The following is a 24,281-nucleotide window of genomic DNA, read 5'->3' on the forward strand; positions in this document are numbered from 1 at the left end:
CCTGCCCTCGTCTTCGGCGGCCTCATCCTCCACAGCGGGGGGTTTCGGCGAGGTTTCATCGCACCCGGCCGGTTCCCATGGCCGAGAAGCGCATGACGCGCGGGCGGCCGAGGGCGTTACGGTGCCGAAACCCATGCACCGGTCTACTGGGCGCATGCATCCGGAATCAGTCTCACCGCGAGCCGACAGAGGAGGCTACATGGACACCGCAGCCCGGCGGTGTGCCGAATGCGGCGCCGAGTTCACCTGGACCAGCAGGAACCCGACGCGCAGGTTCTGCGGCTCCAGATGCAAGACCCGGTGGTGGCGGGCCCACCGCCGTGGCACGGCCACCGTGGACACCACGGACCGGACGCACCACCGGGCGCCGGCGCCGGTGCCCCCGCTCAGCACCGGCCATGAGTGCCCGAACTGCGGTCAGCACATCACCGTGCTCAATCTGATCGTCGCGGCCGACGGCGGTTCCGGGTCCGGCACCCTCACCGGCTGACCTCCGGCCGCAGGGCGGGCAGCACCCCGGAGCCGACGCTTTCGATGAGCTCGGTGGGCGGGTCGTAGGAACCGACGTGCTGGAGGAACACATCGGCCACCCCGTCGGCGCGCAGCGCGGTGAGCCGTTCGGCGATCTCCTTGGCGGTGCCGAAGAGGCAGAACTCCTGGGCGAAGCGCAGGGCCGTCTCATCGCTGACCCACGCCGAGCAGATCTCGACGGCCGCGGCCCAGTCCTCGGCGTGCACGAGGTCCGGATAGACCCCCTCCACCCGCGCCGGGACGTCCAGTTCGATCCCGGCCAGGGCGAGGAAGGGCGCTCCGCCGTTCTGCGCGATCGACGCACAGATCGGCTTGAGCAGCCGGGCCTCGGCCTCCACATCGTCGGTCACCGCGCAGAACGCCGAGACCGTCAGTGGGATCGCCGCCGGGGTGCGCCCCGCGGCCTCGGCGCCCTCCCGCACCCGGGCGGTGGCACCGGCGAGCGTCGTCCGCGAGACGCCGCTGAGCAGGATGACACCGTCGGCGATCTCCCCGGCGAGCCGCAGATTGCGCGGACCGCTGGCGGCCACGTGGATCGGCACGTCCGGATCCGGGTCCCGTAGCCGGGACCGTACGCCGTTGAAATCACACTCCTGCCCCTGGAGCAGCGCCCGCAGCGTGGCGGTCCCGGCGCGCAGTTCGGCCCCGGTGCTGGAGCGCACACCGATGGGCCCGACCGAGCTGTTGCCCACGCCGAGGCCGAGGGTGAACCGGCCGGGGGCCAGCTCGGCGACGCTGCGCGCGGCCGAGGCGACGACGGCCGGGTGCCGGGTGACGACGTTGGTGACCGCGCTGCCCAGGCCGATCCGTTCCGTACCCAGCGCGGCGGCGGTCAGGGCCGTGAACACATCCCGCCACAGCAGCTGGGAGTCGGGAAACCACACCTGGTCGAAGCCCAGTTCCTCCGCCCGCCGGGCGGTCCCGGCCAGCCGGTCCACCCGGTCGCACGGCGGTATGCGCACGCCGACGCGTATCCCGCTGTTCTCGTTCACGGTCTCCTCCTGAGGACTTGGTGTGGTGTTCGGTACGGCACGGTGTACGGCGGTCAGCGCACCCGCGCCGTATCGCCGTCGGCCAGGTGCGGAGCCGGAGCGCGGGACGGCTCCGCGGTGTCGTCCACCTCCCGCAGTAGCCGCGTGGGCGCGACCAGCTGGCGATGCCCAGGCTGTACTGCACGATCAGACCGTAGATCCGCACCACGTCCCGGTCGGACCGCCTGCCAGGAAGTAGCCGTAGCGCGTCATCGCGCCCACGCCGAGGTCCGCGGCGAGCCGCCGGATCGTCAGGACGTCGATGTCCTCCTCGTCGCAGATCCGGGCCGTCCCACCGATCGGCGGGCGATCAGGACGTGTTGTCCGGGCAGGAGGTGCTGTCCGGGCGGGCGGCCAGGTCGAGCGCGATGTCCGTGATCATGTCTTCCTGGCCGCCGACCATCGCGCGGCGGCCCACCTCGACCAGGATCGCGCGGGTGTCCAGGCCATGGCGGACCGCGGCGGCCTCGGCGTGGCGCAGGAAGCTGGAGTACACCCCCGCGTAGCCGAGGGTGAGGGTCTCGCGGTCGACCCGGACCTCGCGGTCCTGGAGGGGCCGTACGAGGTCGTCGGCGGCGTCCATCAGGGGGAACAGATCGCAGCCGTGCTTCCAGCCCATCAGGTCCGCGACCGCGATGAACGCCTCCAGCGGACAGTTGCCCGCCCCCGCGCCCTGCCCCGCGAGCGAGGCGTCGACGCGGGTGACGCCGTTCTCCACGGCCACCACGGTGTTGGCCACGCCGAGTGCGAGGTTGTGGTGGGCGTGGATGCCGAGCTCGGTGTCCGGATCGAGCACATCGCGGTAGGCGTGGAAACGGTCGCGGACACCGTCCATGGTGAGCCGGCCGCCGGAGTCGGTGACATACACACAGTGGGCGCCGTAGGACTCCATCAGCCGTGCCTGGCGGGCGAGTTCAGTCGGTTCCGCCATGTGCGACATCATCAGGAACCCGGCCACGTCCATGCCCATCTCGCGGGCGGCGGAGATGTGCTGGGCGGAGATGTCGGCCTCGGTGCAGTGGGTGGCGACGCGCACGGAGCGGATGCCGAGGGCGTGCGCCTGCTTGAGGTCGTGCAACGTGCCGATACCCGGCAGCAGCAGGGTGGTGGGGATCGCCGTGCCGGTGGCCCCGACGACGGCCTCGATCCAGTCCCAGTCGGTGTGGGCGCCGATTCCGTAGGTGATGCTGGAGCCGGACAGGCCGTCGCCGTGGGCGATCTCGATGGCGGCCACTCCGGCGGCGTCCAGCGCGGCGGCGATGGTACGGGCCTGCTCGACGGTGTAGCGGTGGCGGATGGCGTGCATGCCGTCCCGCAGGGTCACGTCCTGGATGTACAGGGCGGGCGGCACGGGCGGGGTGCCGGCGGTCGCGCCGGCGTCGGTCGTGGTCATCGTGCGGCCTCCTCGCCGGAGCGATGTGCGGCCAGGCGCTCCGCGGTGCGCAGCGCGGCCGAGGTCATGATGTCGAGGTTTCCGGCGTAGGCCGGGAGGTAGTGGGCGGCCCCCTCGACCTCGAGGAAGACCGAGACCCGCACCGCGTCGGTGTGCGCGGCCCCGGCGGGCAGCAGGGAGCGCACCGGGTCGTCCGGCCCCACCTGGTCGAACTGCACCTTCTGCTTGAGGCGGTAGCCGGGCACATACGCCTGCACGCGGCCGACCATCTCCTCCACGGAGCCGGTGACCTCCTCGGTGGCGCAGCCCGAGACCAGGCAGTGCACGGTGTCGCGCATGATCAGGGGCGGTTCGGCGGGGTTGAGGACGATGATGGCCTTGCCGCGGGCGGCGCCGCCGACGCGCTCGATGGCGGCGGCGGTGGTCTCGGTGAACTCGTCGATGTTCGCGCGGGTGCCGGGGCCCGCGGAGCGGGAGGAGATGGAGGCGACGATCTCCCCGTAGTGGACGGGGGTGACCGCGCCGACGGCGGCCACGATCGGGATCGTGGCCTGGCCGCCGCAGGTGACCATGTTGACGTTGGGCGCGCCGAGGTGGGCGTCGCCGTTGACCGGCGGCACCACATAGGGGCCGATGGCGGCCGGGGTGAGGTCGACGAGGGTGCGGCCGAGGGGGCGCAGCACCTCCTCGTGGCGCTTGTGGGCACCGGCGGAGGTGGCGTCGAAGACGATGTCCACGTCGGCGAACTCGTCCATCGCCACCAGCCCGGCCACGCCCCCGTGGGTGGTGGCCACCTTCAGGCGGCGGGCGCGGGCCAGACCGTCGGAGGCGGGATCGATCCCGGCCATCGCGGTGATCTCCAGGGTGTCGGAGAGCCGCAGTACCTTGATCAGGAGGTCGGTGCCGATGTTGCCGGAGCCGATGATCGCCACTTTGGTGCGGGTGTTGGTCTCGCTGCTCACCGGTGGTCTCCTTCCGCGGCGAACCCGACTCCTACGGCGCCCAGGTTCGAGATACGGGCGTGGAACGCATCGCCCGGGGCGGCCGGGACCATCGGCCCCAGGGCCCCGGTCAGGACGAGGTCGCCCGCGCGCAGCGGGTCGCCCCGCTCGGCGAGGGCCGAGGCCAGCCAGACGGCCGCGTTGAGGGGGCCGCCGAGGCAGTCGGCGCCGGTCCCGTGGGAGGCCATCTCGCCGTCGCGTGTCATGGTCATCTGTACGGAGCGCAGGTCGAGCCCGGACAGCGGCACCGGGGAGGCGCCGAGCACGTACAGCCCGCAGGAGGCGTTGTCGGCGACGGTGTCCACGATGGAGATGTCCCAGTCCCGCACCCGGCTGTCGACGATCTCCAGCGCGGGCAGCGCGAAGTCGGTGGCGCGCAGCAGGTCCACGACGGTGCAGTGGCGGTGTGGCAGATCGCTGCCGAGCACGAGCGCCACCTCGGCCTCCACCTTGGGCTGGAGCAGCCGCCCGACGGGCACCTCGCCGCCCTCCGGGACGGCGGCGTCCGCGAACAGCGCGCCGAAGTCCGGTTGGTCCACGCCGAGTTGGCGCTGTACGGCCGGAGACGTCAGGCCGATCTTCCGGCCGACGATCCGGCGGCCGGCGGCCTGTTCGCGTCGCAGGTTGAGCCGCTGCACCGCGTAGGCGGCCTCGATGTCGCCGTCGTCCAGGAGCGTGCGCACCGGCGCGCAGGCGATCCCGTCGCGGGCGGCGCTCGCGAGTGCGTCGGCGGCCTTGACCACGGCCCCGGGGAGGGAGTCCGTCGGGACGTGGTCGGGAACATTCGGCACGGGCTACCTCCTGGAGAAGAACATGGGGCCGGGGCCCGGCGCTCCCGATGTGGCCTCCGGTATAGACGCGCCGCCCATCACGAGCCAACTTTCGTTCCGTCACACGGAACGGGGCGCATGGCGACGTGCCGGGCGAGGTGACAATGACCTCGCGCACCCGCATCCGTCCAGCGATCCGTACCGCCTGACGGAACGCTTCGAGTGAGGACCCCGTCCCGGGCGAACGCCTCTTGACGGTACCCAAGGAGTTCCGTTCCACCTGGTCGGACACCACACCGGCGCAGTGATCGCGGTGGAGGTGGCGGCCCGCCTGGGCTCGCGGGTGCGGAGCCCGACGCTCTCCGCGACCCCGTTCATCACCCCGGAGAAGCGCGCCCCACGCCCTGCGGGTGCTGGACCGGGTGGCGGACGGCCATATCGCCATCCGGCTGTTCGCGATGGACGAGCGGCTGCCACGGATCGCCGCCCCGGCCACGGTCATCTGTGGACAGGACGACGACCCGTCGATGCCCAGCTTCGAGCCGATGGTGCGGGCGCTGTCGGCGAAGGGGCACATCGTGCCCGGGGCCGGTGTGCCGTTCCCCGAACAGCGGCCGGAGGAGTTCGCCCGGCTCGTGCGGGAGGCCGCCGCCTCCGCCGGGGTACGGCAGGCCGCCGCCTCCGCCGATCCGGCGGGCGGCTGAGCGTGGCGCGGCGTCAGGGCCCTGCGGGCCCGGGGAACAGCGAACGGTAGAAGGGCGTCGCGCGGAAGCCGTCCCCGTGGTGGGTCGAGCGCCAGCTCAGTGGCACCGCCGGGCGACCGGCCCGGTGCAGCTCGCCGGAGAGCGCGTAGTCGGGGTGTACGCCGTCGTCGCTCAGCGTGGTGGTGAAGTCGAACTCGAACCGGTCGCCCGGCCGCACCGGCAGGCCCTCCTCCGACAGCGGGGCGTAGACCGGGGTCCAACTGCTCGGCTGCACCAGCGAGTCGATGGGCTCATCGTCCTCGGCCACCCACAGTCGCATGCCCAGCGCGAGCCCGGAGAAGTCGCCCGGCCGGGTGAACGTCAGCTCGGCGCCGTCGACGCCCTCCGGGTCCAGATCGCCGTTGAACTCCAGCGGCTCCACCTCGACCGGGCCCGACAGATACGACCGCTCCCGCACCGCCGGGTTGTCCTGCAACCCCTCCAGGACCACCCGCAGATCGAAGGGGCGGCCCACCGAGGCGAACACCTCCTCCACATAGCGGAAGACGAACGGCGGAAAGCCGAGCGGCTCACCGCGACCCGCGCTGCCCAGATCCAGCGCGACGGCGGTGGTGACACTGCGGTGCGGGATGAACACCCCGCCGGGCTTCACCAGCCGCTTCCGCGCGTCCCGCAACACCGAGCCCGCGCCCTCGGAGCCGCCGAGCGTACCGATGATCTCCGAGACACACATCTCGACGGGCTCGGGCAGCTCGACCTCGGTGGACAGCCCCTCGACCACCGTGATCCGATCGGCGAAGCCCGCCTCCCCGATGGTCTCCCGCGCGATCCGCGCCGACTCGGGGATGACCTCCACCGCCCACACATGCCGCGCCCCGGCACGGGCGGCGGCCAGCGCCCACACCGCGTCCTTCCCCGTGCCGATGTCCAGCACCGTCCGCCCGGGGGCGTAGCGCCGGACGGCCTCGACATACCGGTTCATCCGGCGCTCGTCCTTGATCATCACTTCGTACGCGACGTCGTCGTACACCGGGTACTCACCGATCGAGGCGAACAGCCACACCGGGTTCGACTCCGGATCGCACGCCCGCACCGGCACCTTGCGCCCCGGCGCGGCTAACTCCCCGATAAAGGAATCCTGCATTCTTCAACCTTTCCCTGTGGGGGGATTTTCAAGGCCAGCATGCCAGGCCGGGAAACCCGGAATTCCCTAGGAATGGTATGCACCATGAACGAATAAAGTCCGAACATAGCATGGTTAAAGCGATGTAAAAGCGCCGAGCGCGACCCGAACAAACGATCACGTCACGCCCCCCGGATGCCGCCCTACAGACCCATGGAACGGTATACGTGCGGGCAATTGACATGTTCGCGAAAACCCGGGGGTTGCTTCGGTAAGTGAATTCGGCTTAATTTCGCGGACGAGCCGCCGGATCCGGCGCCGGGCCGTCCGAAAATAGCCGTCACCAATAGCCGGGCCGGTTATCCCTGATTATTTGCGCGACAGGCTTCTCACACGTTCCGCCCTCAACGGATGCGCGGGGAGAGCGAATGGACGCGGTGGAGCGCAACCACCTGGGCAGACGGACACTGTTGCGGGCCACCGCCGTGATACCGGCCGCGGGCACGGTGGCCGTCGCGTCGGGGACGACACCCGGTCACGCCGCCACCCCGAAGCCGGACGGCCACCCCTACGACTCCGCGTCACCTCGGTTCAGCCTCGCGATCCTGCCGGACACGCAGTACCTCTTCGACGCCGACAGCTCCGACCCGGAACCGCTCCGGGCGACCTTCCGGTACCTGGTGTCCCAGCGCGAGGACGCCAACATCGCGTTCATGGCGCACCTGGGCGATGTCACGGAGCACGGCTCGCGGGAGGAGATCTCGCTGGCCGCGACGGTGTTCGGGACCATCCACGGCAAGGTCCCCTACAGCGTGCTCGCCGGCAACCACGACATCGACTCCGGGACCGACGACCAGCGCGGCGACAGCGCGTATCTCGACGCCTTCGGCCCGCGGCGGTTCTCGTCCATGCCCACCTTCGGCGGCGCCTCGGCCGACGGTTACAACAGCTACCACGTGCTGCGCGCGGGCGGCCGGGAGTGGCTGGTCCTGGCGCTCGACTGGCGGGTCTCCGCCTCCGGTCTTGGCTGGGCGCGGAAGGTGCTCGGCGCGCACCCCACCCTGCCCGCGATCCTCACCACCCACGATCTGGCCTGGGCCGACGACGACGGCACCGCACAGCTCTCGGACAACGGCCGCCGACTGTGGGACGGCCTCATCCGCGGCAACGACCAGATCTTCCTCGCGCTGGGCGGGCACTACTGGCCTCCCGGGCGCACCGTCCTGACCAACGACGCGGGTCATGACGTCCACATCCACATCACCAACTACCAGGACCGGTACTACGGCGGCGCCGGGATGATCCGCCGCTACGCCTTCGACCTCGTCCGCGACGCGATCGACGTGGAGACCTTCGCGCCCTGGTTCCTCAGCCGCGATCCGCAGAAGCGCACACCGCTGGAGGCGGAGACCATCGAACTGACCGGGCCCGCCGACCGGTTCAGCCTGAGCATCGACTTCGAGCGCCGCTTCTCCGGCTTCGCGCCGGTCGTGCCGCGCAAGCCGCGCCCGGCGTCCGCGGTGATGCCGCGCGGCACCCTCGCGTACTGGCGCTTCGACGCCTCGGGAACCGCTCCCCGTGCGACGGGCGCGGGCACGCCCGTCGGTACGGACACGGTGATCCGCGATCTGTCCGGCCACGGCAACGACCTCCGGGTGACGCGGCTGCACGACAGCGCGCCCGAGATCCTGACCTGGTCCGGTGAGCACCACGGCGACCAGCCGGCCCACGCCAGCCTGCGCTTCGACGGCGGCAAGGCCCCCGACCGCGGCGCGGTCCTGACCACCTCGGCCACGGCGCCGCTGAACTCCGAGAAGTTCACCGGCGGTTACACCATCGAGACGTATCTCAAGCTCCCGGACCCCTTCGAGGGCGACCACGCCTGGATGGGCATCCTCAGCCGGGAGGGGCGCAACGGCGACGCGGGCAAGACCACCGGCTGGTCGCCCGACGAGCCGACGTGCAGCCTCAATGTGACCCCCGAACGCTTCCTCCAGTTCGTGGTCTACCCCCAGGTGCAGGACGCCGATCCCACCTCGTGGAGCCACGCCCTGCCGGTGGGCCGGTGGACCCATGTCGCGGTCGTCAACGACGGCCACCACACCGTGGTGTACGTCGACGGCTCGTTCGGGCAGGGCTTCTATGGCTGGATCGGCGACACGCGTATCGTCCAGCGGGCCTTGCGGCCAAAGGACTTCATGATCGCCCCCGCTTAGGGGGTGGCTGGCCGGTCTTGGCGCCTGCGGCGGGCTGCTTTCCCCTCCCCGCCCCGTCCCACAACTGGGGCTCCACCCCAGACCCCGGGCCACAGGGGTGAAGCTCCTGCCACCCGCGGCGGAGCCGGGTGGTCCGCGGGTGACCCGTGGTGTCTTCCGGGTCGGAGGGGGTAGGGGGCGTTCGTTCGAACCGATCAACGCCGCCCTCCCCTACGGCCAGGAGAACACGTGCCCAGAGCGCTCGTCACCGGGATCGCCGCCACCGCCGTCGCCACCGTCCTGCTCACCGGCTCCGGAGCCGTGAGCTCCACCGCCACGGCCACCGCGCCACGTCAGCCGCAGGCCACCGATGTCCACCGGGTCCACATCCAGGACGACTTCGACTCGCTCGGTCCCGAAGTACGGGCGCTGAAACTGGACTCGGGGCGCACCGCCCACTACATCGATGACGGCCCCCGGGACGGCAAGCCGGTGCTCTACATCGGCGGCACCGGCACCAGCGCGCGGGTGGCCCATATGACGGACTTCCTGCGCTCCACCCCGGAGTCCCTCGGGCTGCGGCTGATATCGGTCGAGCGCAACGGATTCGGGGACACCGAGTTCGACAAGAGCCTGGGGAAGGCCGACTTCGCCAGGGACGCCCTCCAGGTGCTGGACCGCATCGGGGTGCGCAAGGTCAGTGTGATCGCCATCTCGGGTGGCGGCCCGTACGCCGCCGAGCTGGCGTCCCTGGCCCCGGACCGCGTGTCGTCACTGCACCTGGCCGCCGCCCTGCCGCCGTACGGCGCCCAGCCTCCGTACTGCTCGATGTCCGACGAGGAGCTGGGCAAGTCCCTGGAGAAGCAGATCGCCGACCCCCGGGTCTGGTGGGCGCTCCCGGACGACAGCCCCACCAAGCGCATTTCCGGCTTCGCCGACACCGCCTTCGAGGACGGCGCCCGCACCTACAACCAACGCGGCCAGAAGGCCGACCCCGCGGCTCAGGTGCATGAGCAGAAGCTCTACTGCCAGCGGCCCGGCCCCGATCTGTCAAAGCTGACGGCCCCCGTCACCATCTACAGCGGGAAGAAGGACACGACCGTGCCGCCCAGCACGATCGACACCTGGAAGCAGCACCTGCCCGGCAATCCGGCCGTGCGCAGCTATGCCGACACGGGCCATGACGTGCAGTACCGCCACTGGGACCAGATCCTCGTCGACCTCGCCGGACACACGGACCGCACGGTCATCTGCTACCGGGGCCACAGCACGATGCCACCGGCCCGGATCGCCGACCCGCTGGTCGAGAAGGGCCGGGCCACGCTCGGCAGCTGCGCCTGGCGGAAGGCCGGTAAGGACGGACCCATCGGCTGAGACGAGGTCCCGAGGCACGTCACGGCCGCCGCGCCCAGAACAGGGCGTGGCCGCTGTCGCCCTCGGGGACGAACCCCTCCTCCTCGACGGTCAACCCGGCCCGGGTGAGCCAGTCCCGGTAGGTGGCGGCGTCGGCGTGGCTCCACCACATCGTGGCGCCACCGCCGAGCCAGTTGTCATCGGCGCCGGTCCAGGCGGTGTGCCCGGTGGTGGCCAGGAGCCAGCCGCCGGGCCGGAGCCAGGTGGCGATCCTGGCGAGGAGGGGAGGTTGTTCGGCCAGCGGGATGTGGATCAGGGCGTAGAGGGAGACCACGGCGTCGAAGGAGGCGGCCGGGAACTCCACCGCCGTGGCATCCGCTTGGCGGAACTCGGCCTCCGGCACGAGCTCCCGCGCCCGGCGGATCTGCTCCCCGCTGATGTCGACACCGGTCACCCGGTGTCCTGCGGCGCTGAGCACCCGGGCGACCGGCAGGCCGGAGCCGCACCCCAGGTCCAGCACGGTGGCGGAGGGCGGGATGCGCTGCTGGAGGGCGCCGAGCCAGGGCTGGTACTTGGTCTCGGTGGCGTAGGACTGCTCGTAGTGGCGGGAGAGCGCGTCGTAACCGCGCCTGACCACGTCCTTGGGATCGTCAATGTCCACAGCGCAGCACGGTAGTTGGGGGCGGGTGCGCTCAGCGAACGGTTTTCGTGCGTCGGTGCGGCGCCGTTCGCGCCTTCGGCGCCTTTGAGCATGGGTCCGGACTGCGGTGGGGGGTACCCCTGGAAAGCGTTTGACACATTAGTTGCGTCAGATCAAGCATTTTCCGAGGGGGTACCCCGTACCCAGGAGAGGCTGCCCCACCGGCCCGGCGGACGGCGACGGCGCCGTGCCCCCGCCCCCCGCCGCCGCTGCTCACATGCGCCGAAGGCGCGAGACGATGCCCGCGCCTGGTCGCCCGTCCCCAGCGCCGTCAGACCTCGCGCACTGCGGCGACGAACTCCGCCCAGGCCCCGGCCGGGACGACCAGGGCGGGACCGTTCTTGTCCTTGGAGTCACGGATGCCGACCTGGGAGGTGAGGGGCAGGTGCGCGATCTCCACGCACGCGGTGCCGTTCGCCTCACTGTAGGAGGACTTGAACCATGCGCTTTCCGGCGCGGTGTCGGACGCTATGCGGTGGGTCATGTCAGACCTCTCGTGCTAGTCGTTGCAGGAATGCTGGTGTCTCACCAGGGGCGAGAGCCGCTGCGCGCAAGCCCTCGAACCTGCGAGAGAAGGACCAGATCGTGGTGTCTTTGTCACTGATATCGGACCCATCGGCGACGTCAGACTGCACAACCGTCGGCAACGGGGACCCGAACTCCAGGAGGGTGAAGTTGGAACCCGGACGGTACGTGGGCGTGGACATCGGGAGGATCTGAACGGTCACGTTGTCGAGTTGAGCGACCCTGATGATCTCCTCGTACTGCTCGCGCATCACGTCCGGGTTCCCGACCACCCGGCGCAGCGCGGCTTCGTCCTGGATGGCCCACAGCTCAAGCGGGCCCTCCCTACGGGCCAAGGCCCTCTTACGTTCCATACGGATCTGGATGTGTCGCTCGACGAACTCAGTCGTCGTCTCCTCGATGGACTTCGCCGCCTGAAACAACTCGCGGGCGTATCGCTCGGTCTGCAACAACCCGAGGACCACATTCGGTTGCCAAGCCCGGATGCTCCGAGCACCGCTCTCCAGCCCGATGTACATCCCCATGCCGGACGGCAGCACGCTGCGATAGAGCGACCACCAGCCCCGGTTGAGCGAGTCCCGGTGGATCTCGACCAGGAAATCCACGTCGTCCTCTTCCTCGACTCCGTAGCGGTCCAGCAGAGTTCGCAGCTCCGCAGCGGTCTTGAGACCGGTCAGACCGTTCTCCACGCGATGGAGCTTCGAAGGGGAGAACGTCAACCCGTCCACCGCCTCCGCGAGGGTGAATCCGGCCTTGTCCCTCAACCGCTTGAGCTCCCAGCCGAGTTGCATGCGACGGACCGTGGGTCCCGTTGGTGCTGCCACGAGTATGCCTCCCGGTGGGCTGAGCCTGCCATGCCGTGGTGCGAGTTCCGAGTCTGGCACCGGAAACCCGCTTTGTTCTGACAACAGCCCACTCGGTCACATATGCCACCTCAAGCGAGAAATTCAATCGCTCTTGCACAGCAACTCTTTCGGCCATGAAGCTGTTTCCGCCACCGCCTCATCACTCGCGGTAGCCGAACCTCGGAACGCCATGGAGCCCCTCATGCCTTCATCACGCCCCCGTCTGCTGCCCTGGCCCGGACTGAACGGGCAGCCCTGCTTCCTCGTCACCGACGACACCGGCACCGGCTACCTCTCCCGGCTGGCCGACGAGATGGAAGCCGTACAGCTACGGACCGGCGCCGAGCTTCTCGGGCATGCGCGACCACTGCTCCGGGACCACCGGGCCAGCGCCCGCGAGCTCCGCTTCGTGGGGCATCGGCTCGCCGAGGCGCTGCATGACGCGCTGCGGGTGGCCGAGAGCCGGGGGCGGCGGCTGGAGGACGGGGAAGAGACCGCGACGGAGCAGGGTTAGTAGAAGCATGAACAACAGCGTGGACGTCGTGGTCATCGGTGCCGGGCAGGCGGGGTTGTCCGGGGCCCATCACCTGAGGCGGGCCGGGTATGAGCCCGGTACCGGCTTTGTGGTGCTGGACCACGCGCCCGCGCCCGGCGGGGCGTGGCAGTTCCGGTGGCCGTCGCTGACGTACGGCAAGGTGCACGGGATGTACGACCTGCCAGGCATGCGGTTGACCAGCGACGACGCGGATCCCGAGCGGCCCTCGTCCGAGGTGATCCCGGCCTACTTCGCACGCTACGAGCGCGCCTTCGATCTGCGGGTCGTCCGCCCGGTGCACGTCGACGCCGTACGGGACGGGGACGACGGCCGGCTGCTGGTCGAGACCTCGGCCGGGACCTGGTCCGCGCGGGCGCTGATCAACGCGACCGGGACCTGGGACCGGCCGTTCTGGCCGCGCTACCCCGGGCAGGAGACCTTCCGGGGGCGGCAGCTGCACACCGCCCAGTACCCGGGGCCCGAGGCGTTCGCGGGGCGGCGGGTGATCGTCGTCGGGGGCGGCGCCTCCGGGGTGCAGCATCTGCTGGAGATCGCGGAGGTGGCGGCGGAGACCACCTGGGTGACCCGGCGCCCGCCGGTGTTCCGCGAGGGGCCGTTCGGCGAGGTGCAGGGGCGGGCGGCGGTGGCGCTGGTCGAGGAGCGGGTGCGGCGGGGACTGCCGCCGCAGAGCGTGGTGTCCGTGACCGGGCTGCCCATGACGGAGGCGATGGCGCGGGCCCGGGAGAAGGGGATACTCGACCGGCTGCCGATGTTCGAGCGGATCACCCCGGACGGGGTGGCCTGGGCCGATGGGCGCCATGTCGAGGCGGACACGATTCTCTGGGCCACCGGTTTCCGCGCCGCGATCGACCATCTGGCCCCGCTGCGGCTGCGTGAGCGGGGCGGCGGGATCGCGGTCGAGGGGACCCGGGCGGTCCGGGATCCACGGGTGCACCTGGTCGGCTACGGGCCGTCGGCCAGTACCGTCGGTGCCAACCGGGCGGGCCGGGCGGCCGTACACGAGATCCAGGAGCTGCTGGGTGCCACCGACGACACCCGGCGGTCAGCGGAGAAGGTCGCCGTCGGGCGTTGACCGGGTGCGGGCCGGGCCGGTGCTGCCCCGGACCACGAGGGTGGGGTCGAGGACGATGTCCCGGTCGGCGGTGCGGCCCTCGTCGAGTCGTTCGGCGGCTGCCCGGACGGCGACTTCGGCCGCCTCGGCGGCGTCCTGGCGCACGGAGGTGAGGTCGATGAAGGACAGTTGGGCGAGCCGGCTGTCGTCGTAGCCCACGATGGACACGTCATCGGGCACATGGACGCCCGCGCGCAGGAACGTGCCGAGGAGACCGTGCGCACAGCGGTCGTTCCCGGCGATGACGGCCGTGGGCAACTCGGGCCGCGCGAGCAGGTCCCGGGCCGCGCGGGCGCCGGATTCCTCGGTGTAGTCGCCGGGGTGGATCCGGATGTGGCCGGCCAGTCCGTGGTGGCGCATGGCGGCGCGGTATCCGCGCCGCCTCTCCTCGGCGCCGGGCATGGCGCCGCCGTCGATGTGCGCGATGGCGCGGTGTCCTTGTGCGACGAGGTGGTCGACGGCTTGGCGCATCCCGTTCCGCTCGGCGGTCCGGACGACGTCCGTACCGGCGGCTCGGATCAGCGGGTTGATCTCCACCACGGAGGGGCGGCCGACGTCCGTGGCCAGGTGGTGCCGCTCGAACGTCGTGCCGATGGTGATGATGGCTTCACAGCGCAGGCCGAGCAGTTCGTCCATCGCCTGGCGCTCGTCGCGGGTGTCGACCATGGCGTTCAGCACGAGGGTGTAGCCGTGCTTCCGGGCGGCGGGGTACAGGGCCTCGACGACGCCCACGTCGTGCGGCTGACGCATGGTGAACAGCACGCCCAACTGCCGACTGCGCGTGCGGCGCAGAAGCTGGGCGGCGGTGTCGGGGCGATAGCCCAGTTCCTCGGCCGCCTGGAACACGCGTCGGCGGGTATCGGGACTCGCACCGGGCTGGTTGCGGAACACCAGCGACACCAGGGCCTGCGAGACACCGACGCGGGCGGCGATATCGGACATGGTGGGGCGCTTGGGACGCCCCACCGGGGTTCCCCGCCCGGCCGAGGGGCCGGTGCTCCCTGGATCCCCCATCCCTGCCTCCCCGCGCTTCATGTCTTGACATGCGTCACACGCCACCCTCATAGTACGTGGCACTTGTACGTACTAGTTGTACTGACAAAAAGACAAAGGCTCTCCGCAGCCGCACGATCGTGGCTGGCTGGGCGGCCACTCACCCGACCTCGGGAAACAACCGGACGCGTCGGGGCGCCACCACGACCTCCGCTGCCTCCACGAGGAGACACGACGATGAACACCCGACTCGGCTCAGAGGACTCGGGCATCACACACCAAGACCCCGAACTGCCGCCGGACACCAAGGGTCCCCACTCACGACGGCTCGGCCTGGTCGCCGTCATCGTGACCTTCGGCGGGCTGCTGTTCGGCTATGACACCGGCGTCGTCAACGGCGCCCTCGATCCACTCACCGACGACCTCGGGCTGACCGCGTTCACCGAGGGCGTCGTCGTCAGCAACCTCATCTTCGGCGCCGCCTTCGGCGCCATGATCGGCGGAGTCCTCTCCGACCGGCACGGCCGCCGCCACAACATCCTGCTGCTGGCCCTGGTGTTCATGCTCGGCACCCTGGGCTGCGTCCTGTCGCCGAGCTGGCAGGTGCTCGCCCTCTTCCGCTTCATCCTCGGCCTCGCCGTGGGCGGCGCCTCGGCGACGGTCCCGGTCTACCTGGCCGAGATCGCCCCGGTCGAACGCCGCGGCTCCATCGTCACCCGCAACGAGGTGATGATCGTGACCGGCCAGTTCGCCGCGTTCGTCATCAACGCGGTGATCTTCAACCTCTGGGGCGAGACGGACGGCATCTGGCGGCTGATGCTGCTCGTCGCCGTCCTTCCGGCGATCGGGCTGTTCATCGGCATGCTGCGGCTGCCGGAGAGCCCGCGCTGGCTGGTCTCCCAGGGCCGTGACGAGGAGGCGCTCGCGGTGCTGTCCCAGGTCCGCACCCCCGAGCGGGCCCAGGCGGAGATGGCCGAGGTCCACCGGCTCGCCGAGGAGGAGCGGGTCGCCAAGACCGCGGGCAGGGTGGATCTCGGGGTGCGTTGGGTGCGCGTGCTCATCCTGATCGGGGCGGGGCTCGGATTCTGTCAGCAGTTCACCGGCATCAACTCCGTCATGTACTACGGTACGCAGCTGCTCGGCGACGCCGGGTTCTCGGGCGACTCCGCCATCATCGCGAACACCCTCAACGGCGCCTTCAGCGTCCTCGGCATCGCGGTGGGCGTGTCGGTCATCAACAAGCTCAAGCGGCGCACCATGCTGCTCGGCGGGTTCGCCCTGACCACGACGTTCCACCTGCTCGTCGGGCTCTCCGCGCTGCTGATGCCCGAGGGCACCGCGAAGGCGTGGTTCATCCTCGTGTTCGTCGTGCTCTTCGTCTTCTCCATGCAGGCCACCATCGGTCCGCTGGTCTGGCTGATCCTCTCCGAGATGTTCCCGCTGAAGATCCGCAGCCTGGCCATCGGCATCAGCATCTTCGTGCTGTGGATGGCGAACGCCCTGGTGGCCCTCGGCTTCCCGCCCATCGTGAAGGCCATGGGGATCTCGAACACCTTCTTCGCCTTCGCCGCCTTCGGTGTGCTGGCCCTCCTCTTCATCGCGACCTGTGTGCCCGAGACCAAGGGCCACTCGCTGGAGGAGCTGGAGGACGACTTCCGCGCCCGCTACTCCTCACCCGCCACGCCCCGAGAGGAAGGCTCCGCACCATGACCGTCCTGACCGCCATCGCCGAGGGCCGCGAGGGAGACCACGCGCTGACCGCGGGAATCGCCGAGGCCCGGCTGCTGGGCACCGATCTGGTGCTGGTCAATCTGCGACTGTCGGCGCTGGACCGCTCCGGGGTGCCCGATGACCTGCGGACCACGGTCGTCGAGCGCAGCGGTCCCGGTGACCGCGACCCGGTCGACGCCGTACTGGACGAGATCGAGGCCCGGCCCGATGTCGACCGGCTGGTCATCGGCCTCCGCCGGCGATCGCCGGTGGGCAAGGCGCTGTTGGGCAGTGTGAGCCAGCGGCTGCTGCTGGAGAGCCCCGTACCCGTGGTCGCGGTCAAACCACCGGTCTGACCGCGTCGGCGTGCTGGGCCGACGCCTTCACCGGGGCCGCCCGGATCAGCGAACCCGAGGTCAGGCGCCCGGTCTGGACGCGAACGTCGAGTCCCGCACCACCAGCTCCGGCTGGAGCACGATCCGCCGGTGCTGGTGGGCGGCGGCCCGGTCCCCCGTCTCCTCGATCAGCAGCTCGGCCGCCGTACGCCCCATCCGGAACGCCGGCTGACGCACCGACGTCAGCGGCACCGCGGCCGCCGCCGCGAACTCGATGTCGTCGTACCCCACCAGCGCCACCTCCCCCGGCACCGACACCCCGGCCGCGAAGAGGGCCTGGAGCACCCCCAGCGCCAGCAGGTCATTGGCGCAGAACACCGCCGTCGGCCGGGGTGAGATCCCCAGCAGCCGGGCGCCCGCGTCCCGGCCCGAGGCCACATCCAGCCGCTCGGCCTCGATGTGCACCATCGCCTCCTCCGACAGCCCCTCCTCGGCGAACGCGGTGAGCAGCCCGGTGCGCCGATCCTGGCACTGCGGCAGCAGCATCGGACCGCTGACGTAGACCGCGGAGCGGTGGCCCTGGGCGATGAGATGGCGCCCGGCGAGCGCACCGCCCTCGATGTCGTCGACCGACACCGAGCAGCCGTCGGAGCTGGGCACCTCGCGGTCCACGAAGACGAACGGGATGTCGTGGCGCCGGAAGCCCTCCAGGTTGGCGCCGGTGACATCGGCCGGGGTGACCAGCACCCCGCGCACCCGGTGCTCGGCGAAGAGCCCGAGGTAGTCGGCCTCCTCCTCCGGGCTCTGCGCGCTGTTGCACACCATCACCCCAAGACCCGCCTCCCGCGCCGCACGCTCCGCGCCGCTCGCCACGTCCACGAAGAACGGGTTCGCCATGTCCAGCACCAGCAGCGCGATGATGCGGCTGCGCCCGGCGCGCAGCTGGCGCGCGGACTCCTGGCGTACATAGCCCAGGCGCTCGATCACGGCCTGCACCCGGTCGCGCGTGGCCTCGGCGACCATCTCCGGCCGGTTGATCACGTTCGAGACGGTGCCGACCGACACTCCCGCCTGTCGCGCGACGTCCTTGATCCCCACCATGCGTCCCACGACCCGGGCCTCCGCCTTCCCGCGACCCACCGCGGTCGCGGGAACATGGTAGTGCGCTGTTCGACCGGTCGGGCAGGACCGGGCCGCCGCGGGCCCGGCACCGGCCCCGGCTCAGCCCCGGGCCCCGGCTCAGCCTCGGGAGCGCACCAGGCTCGATCCGCGGACGACGAGCTCGGGCTGGAGGACGATCCGCTGGTGGCTGTGGTCCCCGGCCCGCTCCCCCGTCTCCTCGATCAGCAGCTCGGCCGCCGTACGCCCCATCCGGAACGCCGGCTGACGCACCGACGTCAGCGGCACCGCGGCCGCCGCCGCGAACTCGATGTCGTCGTACCCCACCAGCGCCACCTCCCCCGGCACCGACACCCCGGCCCCGTACAGCGACTGGAGCACCCCCAGCGCCAGCAGGTCATTGGCGCAGAACACCGCCGTCGGCCGCGGGGACATGCCCAGCAGCCGGGCCCCCGCGTCCCGGCCGCAGGTCACATCCAGCCGGTCCACCTCGACATGGCGCAGCGCATGCTCGCCGAGCCCCCGCTCGCGCAGGGCGCGCAGCGCGCCCTCGCGGCGGTCGCGGCACTGGGCCAGCCGCATGGGCCCGCTCACATAGGCGAGGGACGGATGGCCGAGGCCCAGGAGGTGGCGGGCGGCGAGCTCGCCGCCGGTGACGTCGTCGACCGAGACCGAACACCCCTCGGCGCTGGGCAGCACCCGGTCCACGAGGACGAAGGGGATGGGCTGCCGCCGGAAGGAGGCGAGGTTGCGCCCGGTCATATCGGCCGGGGTCATCAGCACCCCGCGCACCCGCTGCTCGGCGAAGAGCCCGAGGTAGTCGGCCTCCTCCTCCGGGCTCTGCGCGCTGTTGCACACCATCACCCCAAGACCCGCCTCCCGCGCCGCACGCTCCGCGCCCCGCGCGACGTCCACGAAGAACGGGTTCGCCATGTCCAGCACCAGCAGCGAGATGATGCGGCTGTGGCCGGCCCGCAGCTGGCGCGCGGACTCCTGGCGTACATAGCCCAGGCGCTCGATGGTGGACAGCACCCGGGCCCGGGTCTCCTCGGACACCGAGTCCGGGCGGTTGATGACGTTGGAGACCGTGCCGACCGAGACCCCGGCCTCGCGCGCCACCTCCTTGATGCCCACGCCTGGCGCCATCGTCAGGAGGGGAGGGTGAAGTCGATGACGCGGAGGGCGGAGGGTGTGGTGCCGCTGGACTTCCGCTGGTACATGAACGACAGGACGCCGTCCTGGGCCAGCCGGGTGTCGTCCACGACGACCTCGCCGAAGGCGTTGAGGCCGCTGCCGTCGTAGACGGTCTTCCAGTCCGTCCAGCCCGAGGACTTGGACGCGGCCACGATCCGGCCGTACGGCATCACGGCGTAGGCGTTGTCGTAAGCGTCGAAGACCAGGTGGCTGCGCTGGGTGGAGCCGGGGGCCACCGGGATCTCGGTCTTCTTCCAGGCGCCCGCCGGGTCCTTGAAGACGTGGAAGGTACGGCCGTATCTCGTCCGGTCGGCCACGTAGTCGGTGGTGCACTGTCCGAAGCGGCCGGGGACATAGCTGATCAGGGCGTGGGGCGCGCCGGTGGAGTCGGTGGCCTGGCTCTCCTGGTTCATCAGCGAGTGGTCGGGGTTGAGCGGGTCGACGACGGTTCCGGCGTCGCCGACCGCCACCGTGTCGGAGCCACCGGTGGTGCCGGTGACGGCCCCCGCCGCGGTGCGCCATGTGCGGCCCCGGTCGGAGCTGTAGACATAGCCGGTGTCGTGGTTGGTGAGCCCGCCGCTCGCGCACATCACCGCGTTGCTCTGCTCACGCCAGGTGTAGAAGGCGTGCAGCCGACCGTCGGGCCCGTAGTCGATGCCGTGCAGGTACATATTGCGGGCGGTGCTGGAGCCGTGCTCGCTGCTGTAGGTGCCGGTGGCGGAGGACCACTCGCCGAGGGCCCGCCACTTGGTGCCGTCGTACTCGGCGAGCGCGTTGCGGCCGTTGCCGGAGACGCCGACGCGGTAGCTGAGCTGAAGCCTGCCCTCGGGGGTGGCGATGAACTGGGGGTAGGTGAACTGTGAGGTGAGCGCGAGGCCGTCGAGGGTGGTCTGGACGGCGCCGAACTGGCCGGTGGTCCACGGGTGCCCGGCGGGGTCGTCCACCAGCCCGGCCACCGACTTCACATAGAAGAAGCCGCTGCTGTGGGAGTCCATGTTCAGATGCAGCCGGCCGTCGGTCCGCGAGATCCCCATGGAGATGACGTTGTGGGAGTCGTCGGCGGTGAGGCGGTGCGGCAGGGTGACGGTCTGCCAGCTCCGCTGGGTGAGGGCGCGGCGCCCGATGACCGCGCTGCGGTCGGCGGTGTACCAGGCGGCGTACTGATAGCCCTTGTAGGTGAGCAGGCCGTTCTTCTGGAAGGCGTTGTTGTTGACCAGGCCGTCGTATGAGACGAAGTAGACGGCTTTGGGGTCGAGTTGGGTGTCGGCGAGCTTGCTGACGGCCGGGCCGGGGGCGGCGATGGAACCCGGGGTCGCGTTCGCGCCCGGGGGTGCGGCGGCTAGCAGGGCGGTGGCCAGGACGGCGATGGGCAGTGGTCTCATGTCCGTTCCTTTCCTGGTGCGCTTGTTGGGGGGCGGAGCGAGCTTCTGTCCCCACCCCCGCCCTTCCCGGACCAGGGGCTCCGCCCCTGGACCCCGTGATGCGTCGTCGGCCGACTGCGGCGCCATCGTGGCTGGTCGCGCAGTTCCCCGCGCCCCTCCGGGGCACTGCCGCCGCGTCCCGCGGCTACGCGAGGTGGAAGACCTCCGTGAGTGGCCTCATCGCCTCGTCCGGTTTCGCGCCGTCGAGCGCCTCGAAGAACGGCGCCATCTCGGCCTGCCAGCGGGCGTTGACCTCGGTGGCGGCCATCGCCGCCTGGGCCGCCTCGAAGTCCTCGGTCTCCAGATAGCCGACGAGCAGCCCGTCCTCGCGCAGGAAGAGCGAGTAGTTGTGCCAGCCGCTCTCCGAGAGCGCCGCCCGCATCTCGGGCCAGACGGCCGCGTGCCGCTCGCGGTACTCCTCGATCCGGTCCTGGCGGACCTTCAGCAGAAAACACACCCGCCGCATCGCCGACCGCCCCGGAATCAGAAGTGGTACTTGTCGATGTTGGACTTCTCGAAGACGGTGGGCGGGCCGAGGATGACCTCGCCGTTCTTGCCGACCGTGTACTCGCCCAGCTTCCCGGCCTTGAACTTCTCGCCCTCGGCCCCGGTGATCTGGCCGGAGGCGAGCGCGGCCGCGGCGTACGAGCCGAGGTAGCCGAGCTTCTTGGGGTCCCAGAGCGCGAACTGCTCGACGGTCCCGTCCTTGACGTACTTGCGCATCTGGTTGGGCGTGCCGAGTCCGTTCAGCACCACCTTGCCCTCGTACGAGGAGCCGCTGATGTAGCGGGCGGCCGCGGCGATGCCGACCGTGGTGGGCGCGATGATGCCCTTGAGCTTGGGGTACGCCTTGAGCAGGCCCTGGGTCTCCTGGAACGACTTCTGGTCGTCGTCGTCCCCGTACACCGTCTTGACCAGCTTCATGTTCTTGTAGGCGGGCTTGCTCAGCTCGTCCTTCATGAAGCGGATCCAGGTGTTCTGGTTGGTGGCGTTCTGGGTGGCGGAGAGGATCGCGATCTGGCCCTTGTAGTCCAGTTGCTTGGCGAGGTGCTGGACCTGGCTGCGGCCGATCTCCTCGGAGCTCGCCTGGTTGATGAAGAGCTGGCGGCAGGCCGGGGCGGTGTCGGAGTCGTACGCCACCACCTTGATGTCCTTCTTCATGGCCTGCTTGAGCGGGCCGCACACCGCGTTAGGGTCGTTGGCCGCGATCAGGATGGCGTCCTGGCGCTGCTGGACCAGGGTGTTGATGTACGACACCTGGGAGGAGGCGCTGGCGTCGGACGGGCCGACCTCCTTGCCCTTGCCGCCGAACTCCCCGGCGGCCGTGATCCCCGCCTCATCGATGATCTTCTCGTAGGGGTTGTTGATCTGCTTGGGCAGAAAGGCCAGCTTGAGGCCCTTCTTCAGAGGGGCGCCGGGGTCGGCCTTGGCATCGCTCCTGGCGGCGCCGCCGTTGTCGTTGTCCTTCTTGGTGGTGCCGCCACAGCCGGCCAGGGCCACGGCCAGGGCACAGACCGCGGCGGCGGTGGCGGCGGCGCGGCGGCGTCCGGAAGAGGACTGGATCATGAGGAGACCTTTCGCGGTGCGTGGGTGGATCAGCTGGTCGAGGCGGCGGCGCGCCGATGACGCCAGGCGCTCACGGTGGTGATCAGGCGGGGGGTGAGGACGGAGGCCACCAGCAGCAGCCCGGTGACGATCACCTGGACCTCGTTGGCCACGTCGTTGAGGGTCAGCAGGTTCTTCAGGACGCCGATGAGCAGTACTCCGGCGACGGCGCCGAACAGCGTGCCCTTCCCGCCGTCGAAGTCGACGCCGCCCAGCAGCACGGAGGCGATGACGAGCATTTCGAAGCCCTGGCCGTTGTCGGCCCGCGCGCTGCCGTACCGCAGGGTGAACACGACCCCCGCGAAGGCCGAGATCAGCCCGCTGACCACGAACAGCAGCAGCTTGAGGCGCTTGACGCGGATGCCCGCGAAGTACGCGGCGTCCTCCTGGGCACCGATGGCGAACAGCGACCGGCCCACGCCCGTGGCGTGCAGCACCACGGCGGCGATGGCGGCGAGCACGATGAACAGCGTCACCGGATAGGAGAGGAAGGTGCCGGGCACGGTGGTGGTGTCCACGGCCCACTTGGCGTACGTCTCGGGGAAGTCGGTGATGGCGTTTGAGCCGAGCACCACCGAGGCCAGCCCCCGGTAGAGCGCGAGCGTCCCGATGGTGACGGCCAGCGAGGGCAGCCCGACCCGGGTGACCAGCCAGCCGTTGAGCAGCCCGCCGGCCACCCCGACCAGCAGCACGATCGGCACGATGGTCTCGAACGCCCAGCCCGCGTCCCACAGTTGGCCGGTGAGCGCGCTGGACAGGCCGAGCATGGAGGCCACCGACAGATCCACCTGCCCGGCCACCACCAGCAGTGTCATCGGCAGCGCCATCAGCGCCACCTCGGCGATGTCGTTGAAGGCGAAGGCGAGGTTGTCGCGGCTCGCGAAGCCGTCCGTGGTGCCGAGGCCGGTGAGGAAGACGGCCACCAGCAGCACCCCGACGGCGGTGTCCCACCTGAGCTTCATCGGGCGCTCCTCTTCCTCAGTGCGCGGGTCATCCGCACCCGTACGATCCGGTCCACGCTGATGGCCGCCAGCAGCAGCGCACCGGCGATGGCGTCCTGCCAGAAGGAGTCGACCTTCAGCACGGCCAGTGCGCTGCCGATGGTGGTGAGCAGCAGCGCGCCCAGCGCCGCGCCCCACACCGTGCCGGTGCCGCCGACGATGGCGACGCCACCGACCACCACGGCGCTGACCACGGTCAGCTCCCAGCCGTGGGCGTTGTCGGCGACGACGGTGCCGAAGCGGGCCAGCCACAGCGCGCCCGCGAAGCCCGAGACGGCGCCGGAGAACAGATACGCGCCCAGCACCCGCCGCCGGATCGGCACCCCGGCCAGCCGGGCGGCCTCCGGGCTGGAGCCGATGGCGTACAGCTCACGGCCGCCGCGGTAGGTGCGCAGGACATACGCGGTCCCGGCGAGCACCACGAAGGCGATCAGCGGGAGGTAGGGGATGCCCAGCACGCTGCCGCTGCCGAGGTCCAGTACGGACTGCGGCACATCGGCGGCGTTGATCTGCTCGCCTTGCGCCCACCAGTAGTCGACGCCCTGGATGATGTAGAGCATCCCGAGGGTCACCACCAGCGCGGGCACCCGTCCGAAGCTCACCAGCGCACCGCTGACGATGCCGCAGCCCGCGCCGACGAGGAGGCCGAGAGCCAGGACCGTCAGCGCCCCGTGGTCGGTGCCGGAGACGAACTTTCCGCAGGCGAAGGCGGACAGGCCCACCACGGAGCCGACCGACAGATCGATGTTGCGGGTGATGACCACGACCGACTGCCCGACCGCGAGCAGCACCAGGATGGCGGCGTTGAGCAGCAGGTCCTTGATGCCCTGGTCGTCGAGGAAGCGCGGTTCGGCGATCCAGGTGAACAGCACCAGCAGTACGAGGGCCCCGGCGATGCTGATCTCCCGCGCGCGGAAGACGGCATCGACGAGCGAGCGGGCCGAGCGTGCCGTCTCCGGCGCGGCGGCGGGCTGGTCGGGTTTCTCGATGGTCACGCTCACGTGCGGGTCCCTTCTGCGGTGGCGCCGTCGGCGCCGGTGGGCCCGGTGGCGTGGGGGTGCCCGC

The 24,281-nt window shown here is 70.7% G+C and carries 24 protein-coding genes; 8 read left to right on the forward strand and 16 right to left on the reverse strand.

Annotation, left to right across the window (positions count from 1 at the left end; genetic code table 11):
* Positions 1-199: 199 nt before the first annotated feature.
* Positions 200-490 (forward strand): DNA gyrase inhibitor YacG, encoded by a 291-nt coding sequence (locus ABD329_RS22045; RefSeq protein WP_198277390.1) that lies wholly within the window; start codon positions 200-202, stop codon positions 488-490.
* On the opposite strand, the gene ABD329_RS22050 is transcribed toward ABD329_RS22045, so the two are convergent.
* The 4 genes from ABD329_RS22050 to mhpD all read right to left on the reverse strand — a co-directional run bounded on the left by ABD329_RS22050 (position 480) and on the right by mhpD (position 4,747).
* Positions 480-1,523 (reverse strand): LLM class flavin-dependent oxidoreductase, encoded by a 1,044-nt coding sequence (locus tag ABD329_RS22050; protein WP_309142727.1) that lies wholly within the window; start codon positions 1,521-1,523, stop codon positions 480-482. The two genes, ABD329_RS22045 and ABD329_RS22050, sit on opposite strands and share 11 nt — an antisense overlap.
* Positions 1,524-1,872: 349 nt before the next feature.
* Positions 1,873-2,955, reverse strand: coding sequence for a 4-hydroxy-2-oxovalerate aldolase (dmpG, locus tag ABD329_RS22055; RefSeq protein WP_198277391.1), 1,083 nt, complete (start codon positions 2,953-2,955; stop codon positions 1,873-1,875).
* Entirely contained in the window at positions 2,952-3,917 is a 966-nt protein-coding gene (locus ABD329_RS22060) for an acetaldehyde dehydrogenase (acetylating) (RefSeq protein WP_198277392.1), read from the reverse strand. The genes dmpG and ABD329_RS22060 overlap by 4 nt, the downstream gene beginning before the upstream one ends.
* Positions 3,914-4,747, reverse strand: coding sequence for a 2-keto-4-pentenoate hydratase (gene mhpD / locus ABD329_RS22065; RefSeq protein WP_198277393.1), 834 nt, complete (start codon positions 4,745-4,747; stop codon positions 3,914-3,916). Before mhpD ends, ABD329_RS22060 begins: the two co-directional genes overlap by 4 nt.
* 389 nt (positions 4,748-5,136) lie before the next feature.
* On the opposite strand from mhpD, the gene ABD329_RS22070 reads away from it, so the two are divergent.
* Entirely contained in the window at positions 5,137-5,430 is a 294-nt protein-coding gene (locus ABD329_RS22070) for an alpha/beta fold hydrolase (RefSeq protein ID WP_198277394.1), read from the forward strand.
* A gap of 13 nt (positions 5,431-5,443) precedes the next feature.
* Here the strand turns inward: ABD329_RS22070 and ABD329_RS22075 are convergent, their stop codons facing one another.
* The gene (locus ABD329_RS22075; protein WP_198277395.1) at positions 5,444-6,574 is read right to left on the reverse strand and encodes a 50S ribosomal protein L11 methyltransferase; all 1,131 of its coding nucleotides are present in this window, start codon (positions 6,572-6,574) and stop codon (positions 5,444-5,446) included.
* Between the two features lie 407 nt (positions 6,575-6,981).
* Between ABD329_RS22075 and ABD329_RS22080 the strand changes: the two genes are divergently transcribed.
* A complete protein-coding gene (locus tag ABD329_RS22080; protein ID WP_198277396.1) occupies positions 6,982-8,769 on the forward strand; it encodes a LamG-like jellyroll fold domain-containing protein in 1,788 nt (595 codons plus the stop codon).
* Positions 8,770-8,997: 228 nt separating this feature from the next.
* A complete protein-coding gene (locus tag ABD329_RS22085) occupies positions 8,998-10,122 on the forward strand; it encodes an alpha/beta fold hydrolase (protein WP_198282245.1) in 1,125 nt (374 codons plus the stop codon).
* A 19-nt stretch (positions 10,123-10,141) separates the two neighbouring features.
* Here ABD329_RS22085 and ABD329_RS22090 read toward each other — a convergent pair whose 3' ends face one another.
* From ABD329_RS22090 to ABD329_RS22100, 3 genes are all read right to left on the reverse strand, one after another.
* Positions 10,142-10,762 carry a class I SAM-dependent methyltransferase gene (locus ABD329_RS22090; RefSeq protein ID WP_198282246.1) on the reverse strand — a complete coding sequence of 207 codons (621 nt, stop codon included), beginning with the start codon at positions 10,760-10,762 and terminating at the stop codon, positions 10,142-10,144.
* A gap of 310 nt (positions 10,763-11,072) precedes the next feature.
* Positions 11,073-11,285, reverse strand: a complete 213-nt coding sequence (locus ABD329_RS22095; protein WP_198282215.1) for a DUF397 domain-containing protein — start codon at positions 11,283-11,285, stop codon at positions 11,073-11,075.
* 1 nt (position 11,286) lies between these two features.
* Positions 11,287-12,117, reverse strand: a complete 831-nt coding sequence (locus tag ABD329_RS22100; protein WP_214665810.1) for a helix-turn-helix domain-containing protein — start codon at positions 12,115-12,117, stop codon at positions 11,287-11,289.
* Positions 12,118-12,373: 256 nt separating this feature from the next.
* Here ABD329_RS22100 and ABD329_RS22105 point away from each other — a divergent pair, with 256 nt between their 5' ends.
* Both ABD329_RS22105 and ABD329_RS22110 read left to right on the forward strand, forming a co-directional pair.
* Entirely contained in the window at positions 12,374-12,685 is a 312-nt protein-coding gene (locus ABD329_RS22105; protein WP_198282213.1) for a hypothetical protein, read from the forward strand.
* Positions 12,686-12,692: 7 nt separating this feature from the next.
* Positions 12,693-13,799 carry an NAD(P)-binding domain-containing protein gene (locus ABD329_RS22110; RefSeq protein WP_344316786.1) on the forward strand — a complete coding sequence of 369 codons (1,107 nt, stop codon included), beginning with the start codon at positions 12,693-12,695 and terminating at the stop codon, positions 13,797-13,799.
* Here ABD329_RS22110 and ABD329_RS22115 read toward each other — a convergent pair.
* Positions 13,770-14,804 carry a LacI family DNA-binding transcriptional regulator gene (locus ABD329_RS22115; protein WP_309142938.1) on the reverse strand — a complete coding sequence of 345 codons (1,035 nt, stop codon included), beginning with the start codon at positions 14,802-14,804 and terminating at the stop codon, positions 13,770-13,772. The genes ABD329_RS22110 and ABD329_RS22115 overlap by 30 nt on opposite strands.
* 264 nt (positions 14,805-15,068) lie before the next feature.
* On the opposite strand from ABD329_RS22115, the gene ABD329_RS22120 reads away from it, so the two are divergent.
* Both ABD329_RS22120 and ABD329_RS22125 read left to right on the forward strand, forming a co-directional pair.
* A complete protein-coding gene (locus tag ABD329_RS22120; protein ID WP_198281517.1) occupies positions 15,069-16,541 on the forward strand; it encodes a sugar porter family MFS transporter in 1,473 nt (490 codons plus the stop codon).
* Entirely contained in the window at positions 16,538-16,897 is a 360-nt protein-coding gene (locus ABD329_RS22125) for a universal stress protein (RefSeq protein ID WP_198281518.1), read from the forward strand. Before ABD329_RS22120 ends, ABD329_RS22125 begins: the two co-directional genes overlap by 4 nt.
* Positions 16,898-16,957: 60 nt before the next feature.
* Here the strand turns inward: ABD329_RS22125 and ABD329_RS22130 are convergent, their stop codons facing one another.
* The 7 genes from ABD329_RS22130 to ABD329_RS22160 form a co-directional block, all read right to left on the reverse strand.
* Positions 16,958-17,977, reverse strand: a complete 1,020-nt coding sequence (locus ABD329_RS22130) for a LacI family DNA-binding transcriptional regulator (protein WP_344316812.1) — start codon at positions 17,975-17,977, stop codon at positions 16,958-16,960.
* Positions 17,978-18,115: 138 nt separating this feature from the next.
* Complete coding sequence (locus ABD329_RS22135) at positions 18,116-19,141, reverse strand: LacI family DNA-binding transcriptional regulator (RefSeq protein ID WP_344316788.1); 1,026 nt, start codon at positions 19,139-19,141, stop codon at positions 18,116-18,118.
* A gap of 2 nt (positions 19,142-19,143) precedes the next feature.
* Positions 19,144-20,571 carry a BNR repeat-containing protein gene (locus ABD329_RS22140; protein ID WP_198282193.1) on the reverse strand — a complete coding sequence of 476 codons (1,428 nt, stop codon included), beginning with the start codon at positions 20,569-20,571 and terminating at the stop codon, positions 19,144-19,146.
* A gap of 184 nt (positions 20,572-20,755) precedes the next feature.
* Positions 20,756-21,076, reverse strand: a complete 321-nt coding sequence (locus tag ABD329_RS22145) for an L-rhamnose mutarotase (protein ID WP_198281023.1) — start codon at positions 21,074-21,076, stop codon at positions 20,756-20,758.
* A gap of 17 nt (positions 21,077-21,093) precedes the next feature.
* On the reverse strand, positions 21,094-22,176 hold the full coding sequence (gene rhaS, locus ABD329_RS22150) for a rhamnose ABC transporter substrate-binding protein (RefSeq protein WP_198281024.1): 1,083 nt from the start codon (positions 22,174-22,176) through the stop codon (positions 21,094-21,096).
* 29 nt (positions 22,177-22,205) lie between these two features.
* On the reverse strand, positions 22,206-23,177 hold the full coding sequence (locus ABD329_RS22155; RefSeq protein ID WP_198281025.1) for an ABC transporter permease: 972 nt from the start codon (positions 23,175-23,177) through the stop codon (positions 22,206-22,208).
* A complete protein-coding gene (locus ABD329_RS22160; RefSeq protein WP_425574367.1) occupies positions 23,174-24,211 on the reverse strand; it encodes an ABC transporter permease in 1,038 nt (345 codons plus the stop codon). The genes ABD329_RS22155 and ABD329_RS22160 overlap by 4 nt, the downstream gene beginning before the upstream one ends.
* Between the last annotated feature and the right edge of the window lie 70 nt (positions 24,212-24,281).

This window comes from Streptomyces javensis, assembly GCF_039525925.1.
Lineage (GTDB): Bacteria > Actinomycetota > Actinomycetes > Streptomycetales > Streptomycetaceae > Streptomyces > Streptomyces asiaticus.

Excerpts from the sequence above, each read along its gene's own strand:
- ABD329_RS22125 (WP_198281518.1), top strand. The coding sequence starts at position 16,538 with ATGACCGTCCTGACCGCCATCGCCGAGGGCCGCGAGGGAGACCACGCG.
- ABD329_RS22095 (WP_198282215.1), bottom strand. The coding sequence starts at position 11,285 with ATGACCCACCGCATAGCGTCCGACACCGCGCCGGAAAGCGCATGGTTC.
- ABD329_RS22105 (WP_198282213.1), top strand. The coding sequence starts at position 12,374 with ATGCCTTCATCACGCCCCCGTCTGCTGCCCTGGCCCGGACTGAACGGG.
- ABD329_RS22075 (WP_198277395.1), bottom strand. The coding sequence starts at position 6,574 with ATGCAGGATTCCTTTATCGGGGAGTTAGCCGCGCCGGGGCGCAAGGTG.
- ABD329_RS22135 (WP_344316788.1), bottom strand. The coding sequence starts at position 19,141 with ATGGCGCCAGGCGTGGGCATCAAGGAGGTGGCGCGCGAGGCCGGGGTC.
- ABD329_RS22130 (WP_344316812.1), bottom strand. The coding sequence starts at position 17,977 with ATGGTGGGGATCAAGGACGTCGCGCGACAGGCGGGAGTGTCGGTCGGC.
- rhaS (WP_198281024.1), bottom strand. The coding sequence starts at position 22,176 with ATGATCCAGTCCTCTTCCGGACGCCGCCGCGCCGCCGCCACCGCCGCC.
- ABD329_RS22100 (WP_214665810.1), bottom strand. The coding sequence starts at position 12,117 with ATGCAACTCGGCTGGGAGCTCAAGCGGTTGAGGGACAAGGCCGGATTC.
- ABD329_RS22045 (WP_198277390.1), top strand. The coding sequence starts at position 200 with ATGGACACCGCAGCCCGGCGGTGTGCCGAATGCGGCGCCGAGTTCACC.
- ABD329_RS22155 (WP_198281025.1), bottom strand. The coding sequence starts at position 23,177 with ATGAAGCTCAGGTGGGACACCGCCGTCGGGGTGCTGCTGGTGGCCGTC.
- ABD329_RS22080 (WP_198277396.1), top strand. The coding sequence starts at position 6,982 with ATGGACGCGGTGGAGCGCAACCACCTGGGCAGACGGACACTGTTGCGG.
- ABD329_RS22120 (WP_198281517.1), top strand. The coding sequence starts at position 15,069 with ATGAACACCCGACTCGGCTCAGAGGACTCGGGCATCACACACCAAGAC.
- ABD329_RS22140 (WP_198282193.1), bottom strand. The coding sequence starts at position 20,571 with ATGAGACCACTGCCCATCGCCGTCCTGGCCACCGCCCTGCTAGCCGCC.
- dmpG (WP_198277391.1), bottom strand. The coding sequence starts at position 2,955 with ATGACCACGACCGACGCCGGCGCGACCGCCGGCACCCCGCCCGTGCCG.
- ABD329_RS22110 (WP_344316786.1), top strand. The coding sequence starts at position 12,693 with ATGAACAACAGCGTGGACGTCGTGGTCATCGGTGCCGGGCAGGCGGGG.
- ABD329_RS22145 (WP_198281023.1), bottom strand. The coding sequence starts at position 21,076 with ATGCGGCGGGTGTGTTTTCTGCTGAAGGTCCGCCAGGACCGGATCGAG.